Here is a 22,480-nt window from a genome sequence, read left to right on the forward strand (position 1 = left end):
AAATTTATGTGATCGAATTTAAAATAATCCATAAAATCAACCTAATGAACAACACACACAATAAAAATTAAAAAAATAACAACTTAATAAACAACAACATAAGTAAAACAATAAAAATCGCATAATTCTCAAAAAGAAGAATTCTTACAAATACTCTCAATTCACTCACATCATAAAAATTGACCTCACATTTATTTCACACACAGAAATAAAACAAATAGAAATGATGTTTCATATTTTTATTAAAAATATTTCAAAAAAAACACCATTGATCACACATATCAACAATCATTATGGATCGCATACAAAAATCAGCCTTAAATATAGATGGAAGCTAAGGGGTGTTTTTGGAACGAAGCATTCAACTTCTTGGCATTTATCATTTACGAGGATTAGAAAATGTATGAAAGTCGAAAGCTTGGACTAGCGTACCTATCTCCCTACATTATTGGGCTGATATTGTTTACCGCTTTTCCATTTATATCGTCATTTTTGATGAGCTTTACCAACTATGACTTGATGACAACACCAGAGTTTGTTGGCATTGAGAACTATCGGTACATGCTTACTGAAGATGATCTTTTTTGGAAGTCAATGAGTGTTACATTCATGTACGTTTTCTTGACTATCCCTGTGAAGTTAGCATTTGCTCTGTTTATTGCCTTCATTCTGAACTTTAAACTGAAAGCAATTGGTCTATTCCGTACCGCTTACTATATCCCTTCTATTTTGGGCAGCAGTATTGCGATTGCCGTATTATGGCGGGCAATATTTGCCGTAGACGGAGTATTAAATGGTGCACTTAACTTTATTGGCATTGATGCTATTAATTGGCTAGGCGAACCTTCTTTCGCACTGTTTTCCATCACATTATTACGTGCATGGCAATTTGGTTCTGCTATGGTTATTTTCTTAGCAGCGTTACAAAATGTGCCACAATCTCAATATGAAGCAGCTCTTATTGACGGTGCTAGTAAATGGCAAATGTTTACTAAAGTGACAATTCCATTAATTACACCTGTTATCTTCTTCAACTTCATTATGCAAACCACACAAGCTTTCCAAGAGTTTACTGCTCCTTATGTAGTAACTGGAGGTGGGCCAATGAAATCAACGTACCTTATCTCTCTCTATATATATGAAACGGCATTCAAATTCTTTGATATGGGCTATAGCAGTACCTTAGCTTGGTCTCTATTTATTGTTGTTGCCATTTTTACAGGAATTACATTCCGTTCATCAAAATACTGGGTGTTCTACTCAGGTGATAAAGGAGGGAAATAGCGATGACTTCAACCACAATTGAGACTAATAAACAGCCTCTCACAAGCAACAACTTAGAAAACAATCGAACAATTCGTCGAGAAAAGATCAATGCGTTTATACGCTACACAATACTGATTGTTGTCGGCATCATGATGCTCTATCCATTGCTCTGGATGTTCACTGCAGCCATGAAACCTAACCATGAGATTTTCTCATCAATGAGCTTGATACCCAATGAATGGAGCTTAGAAGGTTTCATTAATGGTTGGAAAACAGGGACTGAATTTACATTTGGTCACTATATCCTCAATACATTTTATTACGTATTACCAAAAGTATTCTTTACCGTCGTATCGTCCACTATCGTAGCTTATGCTTTTGCTCGATTCGATATTCCATGGAAAAAGTTCTGGTTCGCCACATTAATTGCGACTGTACTACTTCCTCAATCTGTATTGTTAATACCTCAATACCTAATGTTCCGCGAAATGGGCTTATTGGATAGTTATTTACCACTTTACCTACCGCTGGCTTTCGCAACTCAAGGCTTCTTTGTTTTCATGTTGGTGCAATTCCTTAGGGGGGTTCCAACAGATATGGAAGAAGCGGCAATGATCGATGGCTGTAACTCATTGCAAGTACTTTGGTACGTTGTGGTGCCAGTTATTCGCCCTGCCATCATTTCCGTTGCTTTATTCCAGTTCATGTGGTCAGTCAATGATTTCCTCGGCCCACTTATCTATGTGTCCAGCGTAGAGAAATATCCCATTGCTTTGGCTCTGAAAATGTCTATAGACGTAACAGAGGGAGCAAAATGGAACGAGATATTAGCGATGGCCTCCATTGCAATCATTCCATCTATCATCGTTTTCTTCATGTCTCAAAAGTACTTTGTTGAAGGCGTCACTAGCAGCGGCATTAAAGGTTAATTTTCGGAGTAAAAACAATGGCAGAAGTAAAATTCAACAAATTAGAAAAAGTATATTCGAATGGTTTCAAAGCGGTGAAAGATATCGATTTAACGATTCGAGATGGTGAGTTCTTGGTAATTGTTGGTCCGTCTGGTTGTGCTAAATCAACCACTCTTCGCATGCTCGCAGGTCTAGAGACGATCACAGGTGGAGAAGTCACGATCGGCGGTAAAACCGTCAACAACTTAGCTCCCAAAGATCGCGGTATTGCGATGGTGTTTCAAAACTATGCTCTATACCCACACATGACGGTAAAAGAGAACTTAGGCTTTGGTTTGAAATTGCAAAAATTACCAAAAGATGAAATTGAACAACGCGTCAATGAGGCCGCTCAAGTGCTAGAGATTGAAGACCTACTAGACCGTCTACCTCGTCAACTATCAGGTGGTCAAGCACAACGTGTTGCCGTAGGTCGTGCCATCGTCAAAAAACCAGAGGTGTTCTTGTTTGATGAACCACTATCGAATTTGGATGCCAAGCTTCGCGCTTCAATGCGAGTACGCATTTCTGATCTCCATAAACATTTGAAAGCAGAAAATCGTCCAGCAACAGCCGTTTATGTGACTCACGATCAAACAGAAGCAATGACCATGGGTGACAGGATCTGCGTCATGAAACTAGGCGAGATCATGCAAGTGGATACCCCCGAAGAGCTTTACAACAACCCGGTTAATATGTTTGTCGCAGGCTTTATCGGTGCCCCTGAAATGAACTTGCGTGATGTTGTACTTGAAGATGATGGCGAAAGAATTTCTATCAATATTGAAGGCCAACAACTCTATTTATCTGACCAAAAAGCAACCAATATCCGCACTCACGGTTACAAGAACACTGTGTTAGGCATCCGTCCAGACAGCATTACGTTAGCGTTAACCGATCAAGATCTCGACGGTATTCAAACGCTTAAAGGTGATGTTATCCGTATGGAAAACATGGGACATGAAGTGTTTGTCTATTTCCGAGTGGGTAAAACCGAATTTACCTGCCGCGTGCCGATTGATGATGTAAAAGCAAAACTTAATATGGAATTGAAAAAAGACGTCACCTTCTTGGTTGACATGAAGAAAATCCATATCTTTGACAAAGATACAGAAATGAACATCTCCCTACAAAAATAAATTAGCTTGGAGGCTATAAAAATGAACAAGAAGTTAATTACAACCCTTATAACACTATCACTTGGGTCTATGGCTGCCAGTGCATTCGCACAAACTGAACTTCGTATGTCTTGGTGGGGTGGTAACGCTCGTCACCAAGCAACACTAAATGCATTAGAAAAATTCCAAGAAAAATACCCTGATATTGTTGTAAAAGGGGAATATACTGGTTGGGATGGACACCTCTCTCGTTTAACCACTCAAATCGCTGGCAACACTGAGCCGGATGTAATGCAAACCAACTGGAACTGGCTACCGATTTTTTCAAGAGATGGTATGGGCTTCTATGATATGAATCAGAGGTTCGATGCACTACAAATAAACCAGTTCCCTGCACAAGCGATCAACATGACGACAGTACAAGGTAAAGTGAACGGGCTGCCTGTAAGCATGACATCTCGTGTGTTCTACTATAACCAAGATACTTGGGCAAAAGCTGGCGTTGCTTATCCGAAGACTTGGGATGAATTGATGGCTGCAGGCCAAATATTCAAAGAAAAATTGGGGAGTGGCTACTACCCATTGGTGATTGAAGCTCGGGATGTATTCGCAATGAATCGTTCATTGTTCATTCAAAAATATGGTAAAGATATCATTAGCCACGACACCAATATGCTGAATTTCACTCAACAAGAGATGACCGAATTCTTCCAACTTTATTCTGATCAGGTGAAGAATAATGTCTTCCCTTCAACAAAAGAATTTGCCTCATTTGGTAAAGGCAACTTATATGAAATGCGTCCATGGATTGATGGTCGATTTGGTGGTATTTACATGTGGGATACTGCTGTAGAAAAATACGCCAATAACCTGCAACCGCCAATGTATCTAGAATTGGGGGCATATCCAATGCTACCAAGCGCAACCGATGCGGGATTGCTGGCTCGTCCTTCAATGATGTTCTCTATTGGCCGTAATACAAAACACCCCGAAGAAGCGGCAAAATTGGTGAACTTCTTACTTAACGATCCTGATGGCGTAGAAGCGCTGGGCTTAGTTCGTGGAATTCCGCTAAGCAAAGTTGGCTTAGATCAACTACAAAGCACTGACCACATTAAAAAGGACAGTTTGTCATTCCTCGGTTATCAGCAAGCTCAGCAGTTACCTCAAACCGTAACTCCAACAGCGTATACCGATAATGCACAGCTCATGGAACTGTTCAGTGAAGAGATGCAACATTTAGACTATGGTCAGTCAACCCCAGAAGAAGCCGCAAAAAACTTCTTGCGTCGTGGTAACCGCGTATTAGCTCGTATCGCTAAATAATAGCTGAGCTCCCCCTATGTTCTAAGGCATAGGGGGAGTTGTTGTTTCTACACCAACCGAAGTATTTATATTGCACAGTGAATTTATGCTGAATTCATATTTCAATATGTCTAACCGTTTTCCTTCATAACCAGTAATTTCGCCATAAATTGATTCAATTTGATTAATGTTGGAGCCTTAATATGTCTCAAATTCGTCCATCCTTTTTGCCTTTGCTAACCGATTACTACCAGAACTTATTCGATTACGCCAAAGCTTCAAAAACCTCATTATTGGCCGATGGTGTCGATCGGCAGACACATAAGCCCATCAACTGGACCTATCCTGACAATAAACAAGTTCCAATGAGTAATTTTGCAAGCCAACAAAATTTCCTGCGTGGCTTAGTCGCCCTCACTATAATTACAAAAAATGAGCGTTATGCTAAACAGGCTTTTGACGTTACCCAGTATTTCCTAGAGCATTATGTTGACCCAGCTAGCGGCTTATTTCATTGGGGAGGCCATCGCTTTATTAACCAAGACAGTGGTGAAATTGAAGGTCCAGCGAGTAAGGAGTGCGTCCATGAGCTAAAACACCACTTCCCTTTTTATGATTTATTGCATCAAGTCTCGCCGGATAAAACCGAACGATTTTTACAAGGTTTTTGGGCAGCGCATGTCTCTGATTGGCAAAAGCTAGATTTAAGTCGACACGGACAATACGGTAAACAATTCGCCAGTGATATATTCAAACAGCATACCCCTCAAGCAGTGGTCGACCCAGCACAATGGCCAAAACTACCTGAAACCATCGGTCTAACCTTTGTCAATGCATCGACCGACTTAATTTACGCTGCTTGTCATTATTATAAATACACGGGCGATACCGATGCGATCAAATGGGCTAAGCATCTGTATCAGCAATTTGTTCTTGCGCGTCATCCCATCACAAAAATGCCGGTTTATCAGTTTTCATCACCACTGCAACGAGAGCCAGTTCCTCAAGATGATCGAATCACCTATTCTTGGTTTGGTGATCGTGCTAAACGCCAATTTGGTCCTGAATTTGGTGATATTGCTTTGGAAGCCAATGTGCTGTTTCGTGATAGTTGGCCAGTGGTTGTCGATAACCCTCTTGCGATTTTACACTGTGCTCGTATGATTAATGATGAACAGATGGCACAATGGGCCATTGAAGGTATCAACGCCTATTTCCACTACGCTTGGGATGAAGAAAAAAACGAAATCATTCCGATGTGGAATGACGCCCAAGACATGACTGATTACCAATTTTTAAGAGACGGCTACTACGGTGAGAAAGGTACAACACTTTCACGCCAAGCAACTGATCCAGCGTATTTACTTCCTCTTATAAGAGCAAGCATTGCCAGCACAAACATCGATATACGACAACTCACTTGTCGGATGTTTGCACGCTTTTCATTAGGAGAGTTAGATCCAAATACGCTAAAGCCAGTGCATGTTGCTAGCCAGTGTGCGATAAGTTCCGCTTACTTGTTGATTGCAATATTAGAACTACACCACCATAGTTCAGATGATCGCCTACTTAGCCTTGCCGACGATATTGCAACACATTTAGTCAATGACCACTATGTTGATGATTTATTCTGCAAGAGCGCTTTACATCGCTATGTCAGACTAGATGATCCCACCCCATATGCATTGATTGCTCTTGAAGCTGCCCACCTTGATCTCTATGACCAGATTCCAACCGCCATTTCGACAGGTGGCTATTTACACGGTGAACAGTTCATCAATGGCGAGTTAAAAACAGTGTATGACTATGAGGTTCTCTATAGCCAATTATGCAAATAGATCGAAAAAGAAATGTCAAAACTCCTGCCACGTGGAGTGCAATGTGTTAAATCCTTTAAATTATAATGAACGGGTCATATCATCATTTATACGATTTCGACAACGAACACAGATTTTGATCTTAAAAAGTATATTGCCGTTTACTTGGCCAATTATTGTCGAACTCACCTGTGTTGTACTGATGGGCATCGTCAGTACTATTTTGGTCAGTCGCATTGGTCAAAATGAAACCGCAGCAGTAGGGATCAGCGATAGTGTTACCTATATCGTATTAGCCATATTAACCGCTATTGCTTTGGGTGGGTCAGTACTGATTTCTCAAGCATTCGGTAAGCGTCATCGTACTCAGGCTGTCGATGGCGCAAGCCAGGTAATGAACCTTTCTTTATTGATCAGTGTATTAGCGTGCCTTGCTATTTATTGTTTTGCCGATCCACTCTTGGATATTGTCGCCTATGGTGCAGACCCACATGTTATTGAATTATCAGCTCTGTACTTAAAGACTATTGCTTGCAGCTATCCTGCCCTTGCTATCACGCTAACAGGAAGCGGCATTTTAAGAGCAGTTGGGAATTCGCGACAACCCGCTTACTGCAACATCTTCATGAACTTACTTAACATTCTTTTCAGCTATCCGCTCACTTACGGTATCTCTATAATAGATTTTCATGGGTTGGGCTTATTTGGTGCCGGCATCGGTATTACACTGGCGAGATACGTCGGCGCCGTAATCATTCTTATCACCCTGACACGAAATTCATCGATGAGTGTCAATTTAGCCGACTACTATCGTCCATTTAAGCGAGTTACGTTAATAGAAATCCTACGGATCGGGATCCCAGCTAGTGTTGAATCATTAATGTTTAATGTGGGTAAACTCATTATGCAAATGATGGTGGCGGGCATGGGTACTGTCGCAATGGCCGGCAATGTCATCACATTTTCGGCTATATTGTTTATTAATATTCCCGGTAATGCATTAGCAATGGCTTCAACAGTACTCATCAGTCGCAGACTTGGACAAAACAAGCTCAACGTTGCGACTTTAGAAATGAAGCTAATTTTTTTGATTTCAACCATACTGCTGACCTTGCTAGCCATATTGAGTGCGCCAGTTGCTCATTGGATAGCAAGTATCTACACCTCCGAAACCGCCGTCATAGACATGGTGGTCAACCTTATTTATCTCAACGCAATCATGATGCCTCTTTGGGCGGCTTCTTTTGTTCTGCCTACAGCTTTTAAAGGTGCAAAAGACGTCAAATACAGCATGTGGGTTGCAATAGCGAGCATGTGGGGCTGCCGTATTATGCTAGGGTACTTGTTGGGTATCGTCTTTAATTACGGTATTTATGGCTTATGGATCGGTATGTATGTTGATTGGTGGGTACGTGCTGGTTGCTATTTTTATCGAATGATCAGCCGCAAATGGCTCGCAATTTATCTATCAACCCAAGAACCAAAAATAAAAACCGAAAATTAAAAAGGAAGAAGCATACCAGTGATAAAATTGACCAAGCATGCTTCTTACTTTACTGATCACTGAATTGTATTCCCCTATGAGCTCACATGGCTGACGTTGACTAGCAAGAAATGACTATCAACTTTCTTGTTGGATAAAGTTATCTATTGCTCTACGAATGCTAAACTTTCCAACATAGCTTCCTATCTCAGCAATTCATTGTGATATGCATCATCATACACATTTCACATCCGTTGCCTCAAAACTTGATCCAGATCACCATTTTTACTTTAAAAATTAAAAATGAACCAACGTTTCGATTTTAATCACAATAATCTACATAAAAATTATTTATAATACATAAAAATCAAAACAGCTTATCGAGGTTCAACGATGGAATACGATTATCTTGTAATAGCGGGTTACTTTGCTCTTATGGTAGCAATCAGCCTGATATTCAAAAAAATGGCAAGCAATAGCACCAGCGACTACTTTCGTGGGGGCGGTAAAATGCTCTGGTGGATGGTCGGTGCAACGGCTTTCATGACACAATTTTCAGCCTGGACTTTTACTGGTGCTGCAGGTAAAGCCTTCAATGATGGCTTTGCTGTCTTGGGCGTTTTTATTGGTAACATTCTTGCTTATGTTTTTGCCTACTTATACTTTGCTCGCCGCTTCCGCCAAATGCGTGTTGATACGCCGACAGAAGGTATTCGTCGACGTTTTAACAGCACCAACGAACAATTTTTTACTTGGGTGATTATCCCTTTAAGTATTATTAATGGTGGCGTTTGGCTAAACGGGTTAAGCGTTTTCGCTTCAGCCGTATTTAATGCAGATATCATGACCACCATTTGGGTGACAGGTATTGCGGTTCTGCTTATTTCACTACTAAGTGGTGCTTGGGGTGTTGTCGCCTCTGACTTTATCCAAACGCTGGTGATTGCCATTATCTCCATTGCATGTGCAATTGTTGCGTTAGTTGTTGTCGGTGGACCTGGTGAAATTATCACTGAGTTCCCATCAGGTTTCTTTGTTGGCCCTGATATGAACTACCCTGTGTTGATTGTCTGTTCGTTCCTGTTCTTTGTGGTTAAACAGCTACAAAGTATCAATAATATGCAAGACTCTTACCGTTTCTTAAATGCAAAAGATTCGAACAATGCTAGTAAAGCTGCACTAATGGCTGGTTTTATGATGCTAGCAGGCGCAATCATTTGGTTCATCCCACCATGGGCGACGGCAATTATGTACCCTGATGCTGCATCTGAATACCCAGCACTAGGCGCTAAAGCGAGTGATGCTGTATACTTAGTTTTTGCTCGTGAATACATGCCAATAGGTACTGTAGGCTTATTAATGGCCGGTTTGTTTGCAGCAACAATGTCTTCCATGGATTCAGCACTAAACCGTAACTCTGGTATTTTTGTCCGTAGTTTCTACTCAACTATTATTCGTAAAGGTAAAGCATCTGATAAAGAGCAACTTCGCGCAGGTCAAGCTGTGTGTGTGGTGAACGGCTTACTGGTTATTCTAACCGCTCAGTTCTTCACCTCTCTTAAAGAAGTGAGCCTTTTTGACCTGATGATGCAAGTATCGACACTGCTACAAGGCCCAATCCTAGTACCACTGTGTTTTGGTATGATTATTCGCAAAACGCCAAAATGGGCACCATGGGCAACAGTACTATTTGGCGCACTTGTTTCTTGGTCAATCGTCAATGTATTTACCCCTCAAGTTGTCGCTGGATGGTTCGGAATTGATCAGCTAACGGGTCGTGAAATTTCTGAGTTCCGCACAACGATTACCATTGCAGCACACTTAATCTTTACCGCTGGCTTCTTCTGGGCAACGACCTTGTTCTACAAAGAAGAGCAAGATGCCAATAAAGAAGTTTGTGAACAGTTCTTTAAAGATGTTGAAACCGAATGTGTCTCTGAAGATGGTCAAGATATCGTTGACCGTATGCAACGTAACAAGCTAGGCACACTAGTAATGTACATGGCTGCGGGACTGACACTGATGATATTGATTCCAAACCCACTGTGGGGACGTATACTCTTCCTTGGCTGTGCAGCATCTATCTTTGCTATCGGCTATGCACTGAAGAAAAGCGCTCGATTAGATTCGAATGGTAACAAAGTTATCACATCAACAAACTAACCCTACTGATTTACTGACTGCCAGCCCTAATACGGTTGGTAGTCTTATCCCGGAGAGAGAAAAAATGGCCAAAGGCGATATTATCCAGCTTGAGTTTGAACAATTTGTTGACAGTGATACGCAAGCAGTAACCACCCGTTTAACACCAAAAGACATCACGTGTCACCGTAATTATTTCTACCAAAAGTGCTTTACTCAAGATGGAAGTAAACTGCTATTTGCTGGTGACTTTGATCAAAATCGCAACTACTACCTGCTTGATTTCAAAACCCAAACGGCAAAGCAACTCACAGAAGGTAAAGGCGATAATACTTTCGGCGGATTTATTTCAACCGATGAACGCTCATTCTTCTATGTGAAAAATGAACTCAACCTGATGAAGGTTGACCTCGATACACTCGAAGAAACCATTATTTACACCGTAGATAAAGAGTGGAAAGGCTATGGTACTTGGGTAGCGAATAGCGACTGCACCAAGCTGGTAGGTATTGAAATTTTAAAAAGCTGCTGGAAACCACTGACCGACTGGAAAAAATTCCATGATTTTTACCATACCAACCCAACCTGCCGTCTAATTAAAGTTGACATCGCTACCGGTGAGCTTGAAGTAGTTCACCAAGAAGATGCATGGCTTGGTCATCCTATTTACCGCCCATTTGATGATACAACCATTGGTTTCTGTCATGAAGGTCCACATGACTTAGTCGATGCACGTATGTGGCTAGTCAATGAAGACGGCAGTAATGTACGCAAAATCAAGAGCCACGCTCCTGGCGAGTCCTGCACTCACGAGTTCTGGATTCCTGATGGTAGTGCAATGGCTTATGTCTCATACTTCAAGGGGCAAGCCGAGCGTGTTATTTACAAAGCTGACCCAGTAACTTTAGAAAATGAAGAAGTAATGGTTATGCCGCCTTGTTCTCACTTAATGAGCAACTTTGACGGTTCTTTAATGGTTGGTGATGGCTGTGATACTCCGGTTGATGTTGCCGATGATTCTGGCTATAACATCGAAAACGACCCATTCCTGTATATTTTGAATACCAAAACTAAAACCTACGCGAAATTAGCCAAGCACAATACATCTTGGCAAGTGCTCGACGGCGATAGACAAATCACTCACCCACACCCATCGTTTACTCCAGATGACAGCAGCGTGCTATTTACCAGTGATTTTGAAGGAGTTCCGGCTCTTTATCTAACAGAGATACCTAAAGAGTTAGTCAATTAAACCTTCACTGAAAGCAACCACTGACAGTTTTCACCCCAAGGCAAAGACAGCGTGCTTTGCCTTATCTTGCCCCGTAATGATGTGAAAAGCCCATGATACCAAGCTCTTATATTACTGATGCATTTTTACTTGAGTGCGATTTAGCAAACGATCTTTACCACAACTACGCTTCTGATTTACCGATCATTGATTACCATAATCACCTTGAAGCAAAAGATATTTGGCTTGATCGCAGTTACCAAAGCATTGCGGAAGCTTGGCTAAAATACGATCACTATTTATGGCGTGCCATGCGAAGCGTTGGCATTGAGGAACACTTTATTACCGGTGATGCCTCTGAATATGAGAAGTTTGAAAAATGGTGCGAGGTGATGCCGTACTTAATCGGCAGCCCGTTATATCAATGGTGCCATTTAGAACTTAAGCGCTATTTTGATTTAGATTGCCTGATCAATCCCAAAAACTGCCCAGTGATATGGCAGCACTGCAATGACCTATTAGCTAGCGGTGTATTATCAGCTCGCAATATCTTGATAAAAAACAAGGTTGACACACTCTGTACAACTGATGATCCTCTAAGCGATTTACACTATCACCACGCATTGGCTGAGTCTGACTTTGCTGTCAAAGTGCTGCCAACCTTTAGAACTGACGCATTAGTTAATGTCAGCCAACCGACCATTTTTGGCGATATGCTCAAAAAACTCAGTCATAGCACTGGTATTGCAATCCACCAGCTTAGTGATTTTCAAGCTGCGTTAATCCAGAGGATCGACTATTTTCATCAAGCTGGTTGCCGCCTGTCAGATATTGGCATTAACATCGTCAACTACGCCGAGTATGACGATACACAAATTGAGTTTATCTTCCAAAAAATGCTATCGCTGCAACACCTTAGTGATGCAGAACAGCAGCAATGGCAAAGCGCGACTTTCCAGTTTCTCGGCCAACAATACCACCAGCGTCAATGGACAATGCAAGTTCATATCGGTGTTCAGCCCAACGTAAACCAACGCCGCTTGCAACAGATTGGGGCTGGAACTGGTTTTAGCATCATGCATGATGCCGAAGTGGTCACTCCACTTGCCTTACTGCTTGATAAACTAGACCAAACCAATCAATTACCACAGACAGTTCTTTATAATTTGAACCCGAAAGATACGTGGTCTATTGCATGTTTAATTGGCGCATTTCAAGACTCCGTCACCAGTGCCGGCAAGGTTCAGCTTGGCGCAGCATGGTGGTTTAACGATCACAAGCAAGGCATGATCAATCAAATGAGCGCTCTGGCAAATTTAGGTGCATTAGGTGCCTTTGTCGGGATGCTGACCGATTCCAGAAACTTATTTTCAATGTCCAGACACGAATATTTCCGCCGCGTGTTGTGTAACTTATTAGCAAAATGGGTCAATAGCGGTGAAATACCTAACGACCCTGAACTATTAAAACAATCAATTGAAAATATTTGCTTTTTAAATGCCAAACGCTATTTCCACTTTTAAATTTTAGGTAAGTCACTATGTTGCAATTTAACTCTCAGCAGATTGAAACCATTCGTCAAAGAGCAAGCTCAACATTTATCCAGCAATTAGAAAAAGAAAATGAAATCGTTCTTTATTCCGACACATTAGTCCCGCCCGATAACCGTGCAACCTGGAATTTATATTATTTTTGCCCAGAGCATGGCGTTAGACTCACATGGGATCGCCAAAAACCAACCCAGCATTGCTGCCCCGTTGATGGAAAGGTGTTTACCGGTGAACCGTATGATGGTGCATGGTGGCGTGGTCTCAATGGCTTAAATGCGAAAGCGTGTAATCAGTTGGGGTTGCTGTGGCAAATTACCGGTAAGCAGGAATACTTTGATAAAGTTGCTGCTCTATTAATGGAATACGCCAAGTATTATCCAACCTATGAGGAACACGGCGGTATTCCTTATAACGGACCAGGTAAAGCTAACGCCCAAACTTTGTGTGAAGCTAACTGTAATCTTGATTTTGCACTCGGTTATGACTTTATCCGTGAAGCATTAAGCCCAGCTCAGCGTGAGTACATTGAAACCCGTTTATTGCGTGAAGGTGCTGAGTTTTTGATGCAACACCGCACACCTCAACTGCATAACCATGAAATGAAAATTAATGCGACGGTTGGCGTGATAGGCTTGATCCTCCATGACGAGCAATATATCGATTTTGCATGCAACACACCGTATGGCTTGAAATACCAACTCGATCACGGTGTTGGTGGCGAAGGTCTATGGTTTGAAGGGTCGATCCACTACCATTATTATGCATTGCAAGCCTTAATGGCTTTCGAAAAACTGGCGCGTGGTACTCGCTATTCATTAGCGGATCACCCCGCCTTTCTAACTATGCTTTCATTCCCGTTAAAGCTCATTCTCAATACGGGTGATTTCCCAAAACTCAATGACTGTATCGCGGGACAAGAAAAACTCAACCACACCCATTTGTTTGAATATGCATACAGTGAGTTTAAACAACCATTGTTTGCATCAGCCTTAACCAGCATCTATAAGTCACAAGATAGAGACAATATTGACGCACTGCTTTATGGCGTTGAAACCCTCCCTGACGTTGAACCCATTGCCAGCAATCCTATCCATGCACCACAATCCGGTATTACGCTGTTCGAGGATGCTAACCATAAGAATATGCTGCTATTAAAGCATTCTCCTTACGGTGGTGAGCACGACCATTACGATCGCCTAGGGCTTATTTTGATCAAAGATGGTAAAGAAATTCTGCCCGATTTAGGCACTACAGGTTATGGTGCAGAATTGCATTATGGGTATTATAAAAACAGCGCTAGTCATAATACTCTGGTCGTCAATCAAAAGAATCAAACGCCAGCCAACCCTGAAGTCATCAATTATATTGAACATGATAACTACCAATACATCGATACCTGTGTAGATTGGCGGAAGCCTGCTGCAACCGTTGATAGCCATACTATCAAGCAGTGGGATGAAGAATCCTATAGAGACATTCAATTTAGACGAAGCATTTTATGGCTTGGCGATCTGGCCATCGAAATTAATCAGGTCAAAAATCCACATCAACAAAACTTAGATCTCACTTGGCATACACGCGGTACATTCAACGGATTACCTTGCCGTTTTAGTGAAACAACAAACCCATTGCAGGGGCCTTTAGCACGCATGCATAGTTGTAAAAAGGCGGAGATTGATGACGCAATCACTCGAGTCAATTATCGTATCGCTGGCAGTACAACCTATACGCAGCATCACCATATTGACGGCGGCCACTCAATATTGACAGGACTTGCGCCGGATAACCCAGCGACAAGTGATCTTTCTTATTTATTGATCAGAGGCAATCTACAACAACTCAGATGCGTCACTCTTCATGACTTCAATGACCACTACCAACTACTAAATTGTGAATGGAAGCAGCAAATGTTGACCATCACTTTCCGTAAATCTAAAGAACGATTTACCGTCAACATTGATTTTAAAAACTCATCCGTAAAACTAGAACAATCATAATGTTCATCAGCCAGTGATGACTCTCCATAAAAAAAGGGATTGAATTCAATCCCTTTTTTACACGGTAAATATACCCTTTTTACTTGAAGCTACAGCGGTGTTGGCTACATTCGCTCCCCCCAATAAGATAGTTTATCTATGCTGACGGGAATGAACTCACTTGACATCTAGCGGCAACTTCAAGTGATTTAGGTATTGAACCAATTTAAGCGTTCAATTTGTAGAAAATGGTCGCCAACGGCGGGATGCGTAAAAGCAGCGATTGAGGCAAACCTTCACTTTCAACCGCCTCCGTTTTCGCAGAGGACAGCACCTCAAAACCACTGCCGCCGTACTTCTCATCATCGGTATTGAGTAGCAATTGATACTCACCATCAACAGGCATCCCTAGCTGAAATTCTTCATGAGGTACGGGAGTAAAGTTGGTGATAATCAGCACACGTTCACCCGCTTCACTAATCCGCTCATGAGCCAAAATACTGGCGTCGGCTGCATCTTGAAGACGCCACTCAAAACCACGCGGTTCACTGTCTAATTCAAATAGCGCTTTCTGTTGTTGGTAGACGGTGTTCAGATCACGCGTTAAATTTTGCACTCCCTGATGACGTTCAAATTGTAGTAAGAACCATTGCAGCTGATCGTCGTGATTCCACTCTGCGGTTTGGCCAATTTCCGCGCCCATAAAGTTGAGCTTTTTACCCGGCTGACCATACATGTAGCCCATATACGCTCGTAAGTTCGCCGTTTGCTGCCACTCATCACCGGGCATTTTATTGTGGATAGAACCTTTTCCATACACCACTTCGTCGTGTGACAAAGACAATACATAGTTTTCACTGTGCGCGTAGACAAGCGGGAAGGTAATGGTGTCATGATGATACTTGCGATGGACAGGATCTTGTTGGATATAGGATAAGCTGTCGTGCATCCAGCCCATATTCCATTTAAAACCAAAGCCTAAACCGCCCATAAAGGTCGGTGCAGAAACTCCTGGAAAAGCCGTAGACTCTTCAGCAATGGTCATCGCATTGGGGAAGTGTTTATACACTTCCTCATTCATCCATTTTAAGGTAGCAATCGCATCGTAGTTTTCGCGACCACCGTCTACATTGGGAATCCACTGGTCATGGCTACGCGAGTAGTCGAGGTAGAGCATTGAAGCAACAGCATCGACGCGGATACCGTCTATATGGAATTGCTCAAACCAATACAAAGCGTTGGAAACAAGAAAACGGCGTACATGTTCACGGCCAAGGTCGTAAATATACGAATTCCAATCTTGATGCCAACCACGACGAGGGTCTGGATCATGAAACAGTGGTGTACCATCAAAATTGGCCAGACCGTGGCTGTCTGCTGGGAAATGAGCAGGAACCCAATCTAGCACAACGCCAATACCGGCTAGGTGACATTGTTCAACAAAATATTTGAAATCATCCGGCGTACCAAAGCGGCTGGTTGGCGCAAATAAACCTACCGGTTGATAACCCCATGAGCCGTAAAATGGATGCTCAGAAACTGGCATTAATTCGACGTGGGTATAACCCAAGTCAACTAAGTAAGGCACTAATTGCTCGGCAAGTTCTCGATAATTTAGGAACTCACCTTGTTCATTACGACGCCAAGAACCGACATGCAACTCATAAAATGACAACGCTTGTTTACGCTTTTCTGATACAGGTCGAGTCTGCCATGCGCCATCTTGCCATTGATAGCGGCTATGATCGTACGTCACAGAGGCAAAAGAAGGGTATTGCTCGGCATAAAAGCCCCAAGGATCCGCCTTGTGTGGCAACCCTTCACCATGTGGACCTTTAAGTTCGAATTTGTATTGGGTACCCTCGGCTAAATCAGGCATAAAAATGCCCCAGATACCGTAATCAAGACGCTGCATTGGGTGGCGACGACCATCCCAGTCGTTAAATGCACCAATCAAACTGCACGCTTGTGCATGTGGAGCATAAACCAAGAAACGCGTACCTGAGACCTGTTTACCGTCACGCTCAAGCGTAATAAATTGCGACCCCATATGATGGTACATCGACTTCGGTGTATGAAGATCATCATATTCTGCGTACAAGCTATGGTATTGATACGGGTCGTCGATCAACTGCTCAGTGCCAGCCCAATCGATGGCCAATTGGTAGTGAGTAAAACGTAAATCCCTGTCAGATTTCAATACAAAACCAGATTCTTCCTCACGTTCGAGCTCAATTCGAGGTTGATTTTCTATCACCAACTCGACTTTATCTGCACCCGGCATCCATACACGTAACGCCCCTTGATCCTGAGCCAGATAAGGGCCTAAAAATGAAAACGGATCAGCAAATGCTGCATGAGAAAGTTGGCTATATACCTGCTTTTGTTTTGAAAGCTTTTTTATTTTCATATCCCTACTCCTAACCTAACTTTCTTTCAAAGTAAAAAAATGCCCGCTAACCGGCGGGCATACTAGCGGAGTACAGTGTACCGAACTCCATGATTACATTGAGTGACTTACGCTAAAATTCTGTGTGCAATCACAAAGAAACATGACACTAAGCCAATACAATGAGGCTTAGTGAGTCTTTATTTACTCACACTTGCACGAACTTCAGTCAAGCGATTAGCAATACGATTAACATTTTCACGCCCAAAGAGCTCATCAAGGTTCATCGACAATTTACGTCTCCAGTTCGGGTACTCGTCAACAGTACCAGGAATGTTGACCGGTTTATCCATCTCGAGCCAATCTTCTAGCTGAACGCTGAGCAAAGTGGATGAACCAGCGGCAACGTGAAGTTGTAATGCCTCACTCAAATATGAATCCATTGGCACTAGGCTCGCATCAAGGCCAATCCCTTCTGGTAGGTAACCATGCCATGCGACTGAATCTAAGATCCCTTGTTTGCATTTTAAACGGTCATCAAACAGAACGTTCAATTGTTCTTCATCAGGATAAAGACCAATTTCACTGCCCATTTTCAGGTCATCACAGTGCCAGAAACCACGCAAAGTAGGCATATCGTGAGTACATAAGGCCGACATCGATTGAGCCGCGTAATGTTTCGGTGAAATAAAGCCGCCATCTTCAGCCGTTTCAAAGAAAAAGACTTTATAAGAATGAACGCCAGCATCAGCCAAAATATCAACGATTTCATCAGGAACAGTACCTAAATCTTCACCGATAACACTGCATTGATGGCGATGAGATTCTAAAGCCAAAATAGCGAGCATATCTTTCACTGGGTAGTAGATATACGCCCCTTTGGTTGCATTCTCACCTTTTGGAATCCACCATAAGCGCAGCAAACCAAGTACATGATCAATCCGCAATGCGCCACAGTGCTTCATGTTAGCACGCAACAGTTTGATGAACGCATCGTAAGCCGTTGCTTCAAGCACTTGTGGGTTTAGTGGTGGTAAGCCCCAGTTTTGTCCTAGCGGGCCTAGAATATCTGGCGGCGCGCCAATACTAGCGTCAAGCACTAGGTTGCCTTCATCGGCCCATGTCTCAGCGCCCGAGTCAGCCACACCAACAGCAAGGTCACGATATAGACCCACTGCCATGCCTTTTTCTTCCGCCAAGGCTTGAGCTTCATTGATTTGGCTGTCAGCAATCCATTGTAAATACATGTACAAATGTACTTGGTCTTGGTTATCTGTAATGAATTTCTGAACCGCGCTGTTTTCAAAACGGCGGTATTTCTCAGGGAAGACAGGCCAACCCCAAACACTAGAATCTTGGCCATGTAATTCAACATGAAGCGCATCAAAAGTCGCCTGGTGAAGTAGACTATCACCACCTTCTTCAACAAAATTCAGAAACGCTTGAGCGCGATCACTACCTTTATCTAAATGACGCTTTTTGAATTCGGTAAATAGTAATGGCAAAACACTCATTTTTAGTTCAGCCACTTCAGTGTAATTCACCCAGTGCGCTTCACGAACTTTTTGTAAACGTTGCTGGAAGTCTGCACTGCCCACTTTTTGCTGCGCGTCTGCGCTTAAGGCGAATTCAGGAACAGAGCTTACGTCAATATAGAGGATATTTAACCAGCGACGAGAAGAGGGGCTGTATGGACTTGCACCTTCAGGGTTTGCAGGGAACAGTGAATGAATTGGGTTTAGACCGACAAAATCACCACCACGAGAGGCAATATCTGACACCAACTGTTTCAAGTCGCCAAAATCACCAATACCCCAGTTGTGTTGCGTACGCAGAGTATAAAGCTGAACGCTTGGACCCCACATTTTTTTGCCCTGACTAATTGGATCTTGTTTGTAACACGCTTGTGGTGTCACAATCAAAGTCAGCTCATAAGGTGCTTTACGACGTTTACGCGTCACCAATAATTTGTGATAACCCCATGCCAAATCATTTGGCAATGTGAACACTAGAGGGCCACCCTCGGCACGATCATCACGAACGATTTGTGACTGAAGATAGCCTTCAAGTACCTCTCCTTGCTCGGTTTCTAAGCGCCAGTTAAATTCACTTTCACGTGCGCTAATACCTAAGTACAGTGGAATTTCCACTGCCTCACCCTCGCGAACAACGAGAACTGGGTCTAATACATCTTTTTTGTGTTTTTTCTCTGCTGATTTCAGCAAGGTTTCATCATTGGTTGTGTCATAGCCTAAAGACGCCAATAAGCGAATAAGGGTTTCATCTTCCACTTTCGCTTCGTCGCCCCACGCGCTCACATAGCTGTCGGCTAATTTCGCCATTTCAGCGACTTGTTTTAATGCGTTTAGTTCTTTCATCGCTCTCTCCGAAGGGACTGCTTTACCCTTCAAAACTGTAGGGTTTTAATAGTAGTGTTTTGTAAATGAGTACTTTTATTTGCAAAAGAAGCAAAGAGCCAAGGCACGAATGCCTTGGCTAAGTTAAGAATTAACGCTTAACTGCTTCTAATTTCCAGATGTTGTTGACGTAATCTCTGATACTGCGGTCTGAGCTGAATTTGCCCACTAATGCGGTATTCAGAATCGCTTTCTTAGCCCAACCAGCTTGATCACGGTACTGCTTATCCATCGCTTCATGCGCTTTTACGTAAGAAGCAAAGTCTGCTAACACTAGGTACGGGTCACCACCATCAAGCAAGCTATCAAAAGTAGCACGCAGTTTGCCTGGCGCACCTGGGGTGAACTCTTCACCTAATAGCAGGTCCAGTGATGCTTTCAGCAAAGGATCAGCGTTGTAGTAATCGTATGGGTTGTAACCACGCGCTTTCACCGCTTCCACTTCATCGACTTCTAAACCGAAGATGTAGATATTGTCATCGCCCACTTCTTCGCGAATTTCTACGTTCGCCCCATCCATCGTACCGATAGTCAATGCACCGTTTAGCGCCATTTTCATGTTACCAGTACCAGAAGCTTCTTTACCGGCAGTTGAAATTTGCTCTGATACGTCAGCGGCTGGGATGATGATTTCAGCCATGCTCACGCGGTAATCAGGGATGAAGACCACTTTCAATTTGTTACCAATACGAGGGTCGTTATTCACTTTCTCTGCAATCTTGTTAAGGCCGTAAATGATCTCTTTCGCTAAGTGGTAACCCGGCGCCGCTTTCGCTGCAAAGAAGACCACACGTGGTGCCATATCAAACGTTGGGTCATTGATCAAACGGTGATACAGAGACAAGATGTGCAGCATGTTAAGGTGTTGACGCTTGTACTCGTGTAGACGTTTGATTTGCACATCAAAGATTGCATTGGTATCAAGTTCGATATCCATGTTCTCTTTAACCCAATCAGCTAAGCGTTGTTTGTTCTGCTTCTTCACTGCCATAAATTCTTTTTGGAATTTGGCATCATCAGCGTACTGAGCAATCGCTTCAAGTTGATCAAGATGTGCTGGCCAATCTGAACCAATTTTTTCAGTAATCAGTGCGGATAAACCAGGGTTACAGAACTTCAACCAACGGCGTGGTGTAATACCATTGGTCACATTGTGCAGACGAGTTGGGTACAGCTCGTTGAACTCAGGGAACAAATCACGCTTCACCAATTCTGAGTGAAGTGCTGCCACACCATTTACCGCGTAAGAGCCAACCACACAAAGGTTTGCCATGCGAACCATACGGTGGAAACCATCTTGGATGATCGACAGTTTTTGCTGTTTAGCAACATCGCCAGGCCATTTAGCACGAACTTCTTGTAGGAAGCGGTGGTTGATCTCGTAAATGATTTCCATATGACGAGGCAACAAGCGTTGAATCAAAGATTCACTCCACGTTTCCAATGCTTCAGGTAGCAAGGTGTGGTTGGTGTAAGCGAACGTTTTAGAGCTGATCGCCCATGCTTCATCCCAACCCATGCCTTTTTCATCGATCAAGATACGCATCAATTCTGGAATAGCGATAGTCGGATGCGTATCGTTTAACTGAATGGTTTCGTACTTAGGTAGATCGGCAATTGCATGACCGGCGGCTTCATGACGGCGCAAAATATCACGTACTGACGCTGCACTGTGGAAGTACTGCTGCATCAAACGCAGTGTTTTACCTTTTTCATGGTTATCATTTGGGTACAAAACTTTGGTGATGTTGCCTGCATCGATTAACGCATGCTGCGCTTCGAAGTAGTTACCATTGTTGAAACTTTCTAGTGAGAAAGGCGCAATCGCACGACATTCCCACAAACGTAGAGGGTAAACCGTATCACTTTCGTAACCCACAATTGGTAAATCCCATGGCATACCTTGTACATACATACCAGGAACCCAACGACGCTTCTCGATACCGTTTTCATTAACCACTTCAACGTGACCATAAAAACCGATCTCTTGCGCGATATCTGGACGAGCGATCTCCCAAGGGTAACCTTCAACACCACGCCATGCGTCAGGCGCTTCTTGCTGATGACCTTCTTTGAAAGACTGCTTAAACAAACCATATTCATAGTGCAGACCGTAGCCCACAGTTGGGTATTCTTGAGCAGCACACGAATCCATGAAACACGCTGCTAGACGACCTAAACCACCGTTACCTAATGATGGGTCACGCTCTTCTTCAAGAAGATCCGTTAAGTTTTGACCTAGCTCAGTCATTGCTTCTGTAATTTGTTCATACAGACCCATGCTGATCAGGTTGTTACCTGTTAAACGTCCAATCAAGAACTCAAGAGAAAGGTAATTCAAACTTTTCGCGTTGACGATTCGCTCATCTTGCTCAGTTTCAAGTAAGTCAAACGTTGTTAATTCTGCGAGTGCACGACCCATCGCCAAGTACCAAGTACGGCTACTGGCATGCTCAATGCTGGTTGCATAAGTTGCAGTAAGGTGTTTTACCACGTTCTTTTGGAAAGAAGCTTTATCGAACTTTTTCTGTTGCGTAGGTTTCATCAGGGAAATCTCACTTATCCGTTTTAATCCATCTGTGCCATATCGTGCATCACCATCAAAGGCTCGGCATCCTCCTACTCACAGGCACATTTAGGAGGAGGAGTCAGGGCGTAGAGGGGGGAGCACAATCGTGTCGGTGATCCATCTCTCATTAGTTGAGATATCCTTCGAATAACGAGTGATTCTGATCACATCACTTAACCAATATCTTTAACTTCATTGCTAAAAACTAAAATTTCTTGCGGTATAAACAATTACTCATAATGAGATAGATATCCCAAAAAAATGACT

The 22,480-nt window shown here is 42.8% G+C and carries 13 protein-coding genes; 10 read left to right on the forward strand and 3 right to left on the reverse strand.

Annotated features, from left to right (window positions below):
* Positions 1–399 precede the first annotated feature (399 nt).
* The 10 genes from HGG78_RS08040 to HGG78_RS08085 all read left to right on the forward strand — a co-directional run bounded on the left by HGG78_RS08040 (position 400) and on the right by HGG78_RS08085 (position 14,859).
* Entirely contained in the window at positions 400–1,284 is an 885-nt protein-coding gene (locus HGG78_RS08040; RefSeq protein ID WP_053308904.1) for a carbohydrate ABC transporter permease, read from the forward strand.
* Between the two features lie 2 nt (positions 1,285–1,286).
* Positions 1,287–2,195 carry a carbohydrate ABC transporter permease gene (locus HGG78_RS08045; RefSeq protein ID WP_053308905.1) on the forward strand — a complete coding sequence of 303 codons (909 nt, stop codon included), beginning with the start codon at positions 1,287–1,289 and terminating at the stop codon, positions 2,193–2,195.
* Between the two features lie 17 nt (positions 2,196–2,212).
* Complete coding sequence (locus HGG78_RS08050; RefSeq protein ID WP_172532572.1) at positions 2,213–3,355, forward strand: ABC transporter ATP-binding protein; 1,143 nt, start codon at positions 2,213–2,215, stop codon at positions 3,353–3,355.
* 21 nt (positions 3,356–3,376) lie between these two features.
* Positions 3,377–4,660: an ABC transporter substrate-binding protein gene (locus HGG78_RS08055; protein WP_172532573.1), complete on the forward strand. Its 1,284-nt coding sequence runs from the start codon at positions 3,377–3,379 to the stop codon at positions 4,658–4,660.
* Between the two features lie 182 nt (positions 4,661–4,842).
* Entirely contained in the window at positions 4,843–6,477 is a 1,635-nt protein-coding gene (locus HGG78_RS08060; RefSeq protein WP_172532574.1) for a pectate lyase, read from the forward strand.
* Between the two features lie 43 nt (positions 6,478–6,520).
* Positions 6,521–7,960, forward strand: a complete 1,440-nt coding sequence (locus tag HGG78_RS08065; RefSeq protein WP_338326131.1) for an EmmdR/YeeO family multidrug/toxin efflux MATE transporter — start codon at positions 6,521–6,523, stop codon at positions 7,958–7,960.
* A 372-nt stretch (positions 7,961–8,332) separates the two neighbouring features.
* The gene (locus tag HGG78_RS08070) at positions 8,333–10,102 is read left to right on the forward strand and encodes a sodium:solute symporter family transporter (RefSeq protein WP_172532576.1); all 1,770 of its coding nucleotides are present in this window, start codon (positions 8,333–8,335) and stop codon (positions 10,100–10,102) included.
* 64 nt (positions 10,103–10,166) lie between these two features.
* A complete protein-coding gene (locus HGG78_RS08075; protein WP_172532620.1) occupies positions 10,167–11,333 on the forward strand; it encodes an oligogalacturonate lyase family protein in 1,167 nt (388 codons plus the stop codon).
* A 92-nt stretch (positions 11,334–11,425) separates the two neighbouring features.
* Positions 11,426–12,835 (forward strand): glucuronate isomerase, encoded by a 1,410-nt coding sequence (uxaC, locus tag HGG78_RS08080; protein ID WP_172532577.1) that lies wholly within the window; start codon positions 11,426–11,428, stop codon positions 12,833–12,835.
* 17 nt (positions 12,836–12,852) lie between these two features.
* Entirely contained in the window at positions 12,853–14,859 is a 2,007-nt protein-coding gene (locus HGG78_RS08085) for a heparinase II/III domain-containing protein (RefSeq protein ID WP_172532578.1), read from the forward strand.
* A gap of 205 nt (positions 14,860–15,064) precedes the next feature.
* Here HGG78_RS08085 and glgB read toward each other — a convergent pair whose 3' ends face one another.
* The 3 genes from glgB to HGG78_RS08100 form a co-directional block, all read right to left on the reverse strand.
* Positions 15,065–17,248, reverse strand: a complete 2,184-nt coding sequence (gene glgB, locus HGG78_RS08090; protein ID WP_172532579.1) for a 1,4-alpha-glucan branching protein GlgB — start codon at positions 17,246–17,248, stop codon at positions 15,065–15,067.
* 179 nt (positions 17,249–17,427) lie between these two features.
* A complete protein-coding gene (malQ, locus tag HGG78_RS08095; RefSeq protein WP_172532580.1) occupies positions 17,428–19,605 on the reverse strand; it encodes a 4-alpha-glucanotransferase in 2,178 nt (725 codons plus the stop codon).
* 130 nt (positions 19,606–19,735) lie between these two features.
* On the reverse strand, positions 19,736–22,189 hold the full coding sequence (locus tag HGG78_RS08100; RefSeq protein ID WP_053308915.1) for a glycogen/starch/alpha-glucan phosphorylase: 2,454 nt from the start codon (positions 22,187–22,189) through the stop codon (positions 19,736–19,738).
* Positions 22,190–22,480 lie beyond the last annotated feature (291 nt).

Source organism: Vibrio aestuarianus (genome assembly GCF_012395185.1).
In the GTDB taxonomy this organism is placed as follows: domain Bacteria; phylum Pseudomonadota; class Gammaproteobacteria; order Enterobacterales; family Vibrionaceae; genus Vibrio; species Vibrio aestuarianus.

Excerpts from the sequence above, each read along its gene's own strand:
- HGG78_RS08060 (WP_172532574.1), top strand. The coding sequence starts at position 4,843 with ATGTCTCAAATTCGTCCATCCTTTTTGCCTTTGCTAACCGATTACTAC.
- HGG78_RS08100 (WP_053308915.1), bottom strand. The coding sequence starts at position 22,189 with ATGAAACCTACGCAACAGAAAAAGTTCGATAAAGCTTCTTTCCAAAAG.
- HGG78_RS08050 (WP_172532572.1), top strand. The coding sequence starts at position 2,213 with ATGGCAGAAGTAAAATTCAACAAATTAGAAAAAGTATATTCGAATGGT.
- malQ (WP_172532580.1), bottom strand. The coding sequence starts at position 19,605 with ATGAAAGAACTAAACGCATTAAAACAAGTCGCTGAAATGGCGAAATTA.
- uxaC (WP_172532577.1), top strand. The coding sequence starts at position 11,426 with ATGATACCAAGCTCTTATATTACTGATGCATTTTTACTTGAGTGCGAT.
- HGG78_RS08085 (WP_172532578.1), top strand. The coding sequence starts at position 12,853 with ATGTTGCAATTTAACTCTCAGCAGATTGAAACCATTCGTCAAAGAGCA.
- HGG78_RS08075 (WP_172532620.1), top strand. The coding sequence starts at position 10,167 with ATGGCCAAAGGCGATATTATCCAGCTTGAGTTTGAACAATTTGTTGAC.
- HGG78_RS08045 (WP_053308905.1), top strand. The coding sequence starts at position 1,287 with ATGACTTCAACCACAATTGAGACTAATAAACAGCCTCTCACAAGCAAC.
- HGG78_RS08055 (WP_172532573.1), top strand. The coding sequence starts at position 3,377 with ATGAACAAGAAGTTAATTACAACCCTTATAACACTATCACTTGGGTCT.
- HGG78_RS08070 (WP_172532576.1), top strand. The coding sequence starts at position 8,333 with ATGGAATACGATTATCTTGTAATAGCGGGTTACTTTGCTCTTATGGTA.
- HGG78_RS08040 (WP_053308904.1), top strand. The coding sequence starts at position 400 with ATGTATGAAAGTCGAAAGCTTGGACTAGCGTACCTATCTCCCTACATT.
- glgB (WP_172532579.1), bottom strand. The coding sequence starts at position 17,248 with ATGAAAATAAAAAAGCTTTCAAAACAAAAGCAGGTATATAGCCAACTT.